The sequence below is a fragment of the Vibrio sp. S234-5 genome (genome assembly GCF_000960595.1).
Lineage (GTDB): Bacteria > Pseudomonadota > Gammaproteobacteria > Enterobacterales > Vibrionaceae > Vibrio.
Genome location: NZ_JZAM01000146.1, coordinates 1 through 5,099, shown reverse-complemented (window position 1 = coordinate 5,099; position 5,099 = coordinate 1). Strand labels below are relative to the sequence as shown.

Below are 5,099 nucleotides of genomic sequence, written 5' to 3'. Positions count from 1 at the left end.
GTAGAGGGTGTGAACAACCGAATAAAGACGCTGAACAAAGTCGCCTATGGGTATCGTGATTGGGAATTTTTTGAGTTAAAAATCAAAGCCAGTCATGAGGCGAAGTATCGATTTTCCGGATGAACCGAAAGGTGAACTTTGTTTTGGCGGCTTATTTATCGCAGTTCTTGCTTGGGTTGATTCTTGAATCACTCAGCCATTGCAATTGTGGTTTTTGGTCGTGTAAAGTCGATTTATCTCATTGAATTTGCATAACAAACGGCTCAAGAGGGATTGCCAACGCGTGGCGACTTTAGTGCAAAATTGCAGTTCAGTGTTTACAGTGTGTTTTTTGAATTCGGTGGTGCGTTGCCAACCCCTTAGCCGGGCGTTATGTTTAATCACGTAAATTCAGTGGGTTATGATTTTTCTTTGTACCATCGGCTTGTTAGTTTCTAGTTTTTCGGCAAGTTGGCTTCGTTTGGCGCTGTTTTCTGGACATTTATTCTTTGGCGCTGGAAATTCAGAGAATTGCCTCAGTCTATTTTCGAGTAAGCGCGAGGTTGGTTCGGCTGGCTCAATCAGTATTTTGAACACCGGTTTTTGTGCTTGAATTGCCGAAATTCGAAGTCTGTTTTTCAAGTCTATGAGTTGTTTCAGTTTTCTGGGTTTTGGCTTTTGTTTGTCAGTCAAAACCGAGTTAATCTTGGTTTAGGTAAAACGTAAGTTATTGAAGCTTAAACATAACAAACGGTTCAAGAGGGACAGCCAACGCGCGGCATTTTTATTATGCGTTGGTTTTTGTGGTTACGGTGTTATGCGGAAGCTTGGTAATTGCGTTGGCTGCCCCTTAACCGGGCGTTATAAGCCAAAATCGATCACATACCAACTAATTCAATTGGAACAGGTTCAATGTATCTAGTTCATAATCAATAACCTGACACTTAAGGAGAGAGTTGTGAGAATGGAAAATTTTATCAGAAGCATTTTTGTGGGTTTTGGGTGTTACCTGTCAATAAAAGTTATCACTCATATTGGTGTAAGTTTAGCAAGCTTCAGTGAGCCCCTGCTTTTACTCACATTAATCACTAATGCGGTAGGTTATTCGGTTGTATTTAGTAAACTTTTTGATGGTGCTTTGTGGCTGGTAAAAAATGGTAGTAATGGGGCTTAGGCTTATAACAAACGCTTCAAGAGGGACAGCCAACGCGTGGCATTTTCACTATGCTTTGGCTTTTGTGGTTACAGTGTTATCCGGAAAGTTAGTTGTAGCGTTGGCTGCCCCTTAAGCGGGCGTTATGCTTAATCACGCAAAATCAGTGGGTTATGGTTATTCTTTGTTCCTTTGGCTTTTCAGTTTTGAGTTTGTCGGCAAGTTGGCTTCAGTGGGCGCTATTTTCCGGACACTTTTTCTTTGGCGCTGGAAATTCAGAGAATTGCCTCAATCAATATTCGGGCAAGCGCGAGGTTAGGGCGGCTGGCTCAATCAGAAATTTGATCTTGGTTTTTTCGGTTTTATCTACCAAATTTCAAAGTCTGATTTTCAAAATTATGAGTCATTTCAGTTTTTTGATTTTTGGCTTTTGTTTGTGAGTTAAAGTCGAGTTAATCTTGGTTCTGGTAAAGTGTAAGTCATTGAAGCTTAAGCATAACAAAGCGTTCAAGAGGGATTCATGCCGCGTGGCATTTTTGGTATGCAGCGAATTTTGGTGGTTAAAGTGGTTTGCAGAAAGTTGGTTTATGCGGCATTCACCCCTTAACGCGGCGTTATGCCTCTTTTGTAAACCTCTAGCAATTACTTAAATTAAGGTCTAAAATTAGGTCTGATTTTAATGCTTATATGGTGAAGTTATGAGACAGGTATTAGCGAATTGCTCTGCCAGTATTTCAGAGTTAAAGAAAAACCCAACTGCTCTTTTGAACGAGGCTGATGGTTCAGCTATTGCGATCCTTAACCACAACAAACCCGCAGCTTACCTTGTGCCGGCTGAAACTTACGAGTATCTGATGGATATGCTTGATGATTATGAGCTTTCCCAAATAGTAGATAGTCGTCGTGGTGATTTGTCGCAAGCTGTGGAAATAAATATTGATGACTTATAAGTTAAAGTTTTTGCCGGCAGCCCAAAAGGAGTGGAGTAAGCTAGCGCCAACTATTCAGAGTCAATTTAAAAAGAAACTCAAAGAAAGGCTAGAAAATCCCCACGTTCCATCATCAAAGTTACGGGGTTATGATTCTGTTTACAAAATCAAACTTCGTACAGCTGGTTATCGTTTGGCTTATGAAGTCATCGATAATGAAGTTGTCGTTTATGTACTCGCTGTTGGTAAACGAGATAAAGACGCTGTTTATAAGAAGCTCGCCTCACGCTTCAGCTAGCGGCATAACAAACGCTTCAAGAGGGACAGCCAACGCGCGGCATTTTTACTATGCGTTGGTTTTTGTGATTACGGTGCTATGCGGTGAGTTTGTAGTAGCGTTGGCTGCCCCTTAAGCGGGCGTTATGCTTAATCACGCAAAGTCAGTGGTTTATGTTTTTTCTTTGTTCCCTCGGCTGGTTAGTTTTGAGTTTGTCGGCAAGTTTGCTTCAGTGGGCGCTGTTTTCTGGACACTTATTCTTTGGCGCTGGAAATTCAGAGCGTTGCCTCAATCAATTTTCGGGCAAGCGTGAGGTTAGGGCGGTTGGCGCAATCAGCAAATTGAACTTAGGTTTTTAAGTTTTAGCAGCCAAATTTCAAAGTCTGATTTTCAAAATCATGAGTCATTTCCGTTTTTTAGGTTTTGGCTTTTGCTTGTGAATCAAGGTCGAGTTAATCTTGGTTTTATCAAAACGTAAGTCATTGAAGCTTCAGCATAACAAAGCGTTCAAGTGGGATTTGGCACGCGTGGCATTTTCAGTTTGCGTTAGGTTTGGTGGTTACGGCATTGTGCGGTAACTTGTGTATTGCGTGCCTGCACCCCTTAACGCGGCGTTATGCAAAGTGAGTTTTTATCAGCTAAATCGAGTTGGAATTGAACGGTAAATTCCATGTTTTCTGGCTTAAGTTAAGCAATAAATCGTCATCACATATTTGTTGTTTCTTGATCGCGTTGGGTTATTTAGCGTTGTGAATTCGTCGGCAAAATAACCTTTAGCATCCAAACGTCCGCCGAGAATGCTACGCTCGTCACTTTTCTTCCAAACCGCTCAATTTGAGTTTTTTGTTTCTTTGCTGAGTTGGAGTTTTGGTTTATAAATGAATAGTTTAGTTTGCTTAAAATTTACAAAAAAGCCTTGTTCTTGGGTTTTGAAAGTGTCGTTGTCAATCGGTTGGCCTAACAAACGGTTAAAGAGGGACTGCCAACGCGTGGCGGTTTTTGTTCAAATCGGCCTTTGTGATTACGGCTGTTATTTTGAGTTCAGTGTTTTGCGTTGTCAGCCCCTTAACCGGGCGTTATATGTCATCTAGTTCTGCGCTCTATACCGCATATGAAATAGCATCTTTACTTTGTTGAGCGGTAGGATTGTATTGTCTACAATAGCGCACTTTTTTACATATTTTAGGTTATGAATATGAACGACACTACAGCTAAACCCGCTTTGCCGGATCACCTTGCCGGTAATCCTCGCAGCCCACACTATGTAGCGGAGTGCTTTGAACATCACATTGGCATTCGTCTAGATGGCAAAGAGCGTACTGATGTTGAAGAATACTGCATTAGTGAAGGGTGGGTGAAAATTCCGTCACCGAAAGCTAAAGATCGTTTTGGCCAGCCGATGCTGATTAAGTTAAAAGGTGAAGTTGAAGCTTTTTATAAATAAGCTGCATTTTATACCGTCCGCATGCAATGTGTTGATAACTATGTAATTCAATGCATTGCATTGCATTCAAGATCTAGCTAGGTTTCTCATCCAAACATATAACAAACGGCTCAAGAGGGATTGCCAACGCTTGGCGACTTTAGTGCAAAATTGAAGTTCAGGGTTTACGGTGTGTTTTTTAAGTTCGGTGGTGCGTTGTCAACCCCTTAGCCGGGCGTTATGCTCTAGGAGTAAAAATTGACCGAATTGATGAGAAAAGTCTTTTTAATCAATATAGTGGCCTTTTTGATTGTTTTCGCTTTATCTAATTATGTTCCTCTTTTTGTTACAACGCGGCCAGCTGATTTTTTGTTTTTTGTCGTGATTGTTATTTGGCTTTTAGCAAAGTTAATGTGGGAAGGTGGTATACACAGCAAAACGACACGATTAGATGATCCGGTTACCGATAAAGTATACAAAATGGTAAAGGGACATGATTTTGAAGAAGAGCAAGTTGAGCATTATCGAGCTAACTACCAAACAGGCTTGGTTCTCTTTATTGCAGGTTTACCCGCATTAATTGGTTGTCTAGTTCTGCAGTTTACTTGAGCACAAGCATAACAAACGGCTCAAGATGGATTGCCAACGCTTGGCGACTTTAGTACAAAATTGAAGCTCAGTGTTTACAGTGTGTTTTTTTAAGTTCGGCGGTGCGTTGTCAACCCCTTAGCCGGGCGTTATGCTTAATCACGTAAAATCAGTGGTTTATGGTTTTTCTTTGTTCCCTCGGCTTTTCAGTTCGGTGCTTGTCGGCAAGTTGGCTTTTGTGAGCGCTGCTTTTCGGACATTTATTCTTTGGCGCTGAAAAATCAGAGAGTTGCCTCAGTCAATTTTCGGGTAAGCGCGAGGTTAGGGCGGTTGGCTCAATCAGAAATCCATTTCTAGGTTTTCAAGCTTCAAACTAGATCTGCCAAAATCCTTAACCTGAATATTAAAATTATGATTCATTTCGGTTTTCTAAGTTTTGGCTTTTGTTTCTGAATCAAAGTCGAGTTAATCTTGTTTCCAGAAAAACGTAACCCATTGAAGCTTAAGCATAACAAAGCGTTTAAGAGGGATTTGGCACGCGTGGCATTTTCGGTTTGCGTTGGGTTCAGTGATTAAGTCGCTGTGCGGTAGCTTTTGTATTGCGTGCCGGCACCCCTTAACGCGGCGTTATGTTTTTAAGAGGAAATCATGTTTATATTGGATGTTGATACCGATCTGAAACTGGCTTTGGTTACTCCCAAGTTTGCTTCGGCCTATCTTGAAATTGTCAGTCGAGAGAGGGAATACTTG

Annotated in this window: 7 protein-coding genes and 2 pseudogenes; all 9 read left to right on the top strand. The window is 41.2% G+C overall.

Translation table 11 applies throughout. From position 1 onward, the window contains the following. A partial coding sequence (locus tag UF06_RS23825; RefSeq protein WP_045569239.1) for a transposase occupies positions 1-123 on the top strand: 123 nt, incomplete at its 5' end. A gap of 277 nt (positions 124-400) precedes the next feature. Continuing rightward, entirely contained in the window at positions 401-592 is a 192-nt protein-coding gene (locus tag UF06_RS27505; protein WP_223227144.1) for a hypothetical protein, read from the top strand. A 351-nt stretch (positions 593-943) separates the two neighbouring features. Continuing rightward, a complete protein-coding gene (locus tag UF06_RS25725) occupies positions 944-1,153 on the top strand; it encodes a hypothetical protein (protein WP_045569714.1) in 210 nt (69 codons plus the stop codon). A gap of 474 nt (positions 1,154-1,627) precedes the next feature. Further along, a pseudogene (locus tag UF06_RS27495) lies at positions 1,628-1,693 on the top strand (DUF3265 domain-containing protein); the annotation flags it as partial. Between the two features lie 137 nt (positions 1,694-1,830). Beyond that, positions 1,831-2,082 (top strand): type II toxin-antitoxin system Phd/YefM family antitoxin, encoded by a 252-nt coding sequence (locus UF06_RS06455; protein ID WP_001250181.1) that lies wholly within the window; start codon positions 1,831-1,833, stop codon positions 2,080-2,082. Next, a complete protein-coding gene (locus UF06_RS06450; RefSeq protein WP_010320326.1) occupies positions 2,072-2,359 on the top strand; it encodes a type II toxin-antitoxin system RelE/ParE family toxin in 288 nt (95 codons plus the stop codon). Before UF06_RS06455 ends, UF06_RS06450 begins: the two co-directional genes overlap by 11 nt. 1,174 nt (positions 2,360-3,533) lie before the next feature. Further along, on the top strand, positions 3,534-3,782 hold the full coding sequence (locus tag UF06_RS06445; RefSeq protein ID WP_045569712.1) for a DUF3297 family protein: 249 nt from the start codon (positions 3,534-3,536) through the stop codon (positions 3,780-3,782). Between the two features lie 237 nt (positions 3,783-4,019). After that, positions 4,020-4,370 carry a hypothetical protein gene (locus tag UF06_RS06440; protein WP_029388428.1) on the top strand — a complete coding sequence of 117 codons (351 nt, stop codon included), beginning with the start codon at positions 4,020-4,022 and terminating at the stop codon, positions 4,368-4,370. A gap of 627 nt (positions 4,371-4,997) precedes the next feature. Then, positions 4,998-5,099, top strand: a pseudogene (locus UF06_RS27480) (RimJ/RimL family protein N-acetyltransferase); the annotation flags it as partial.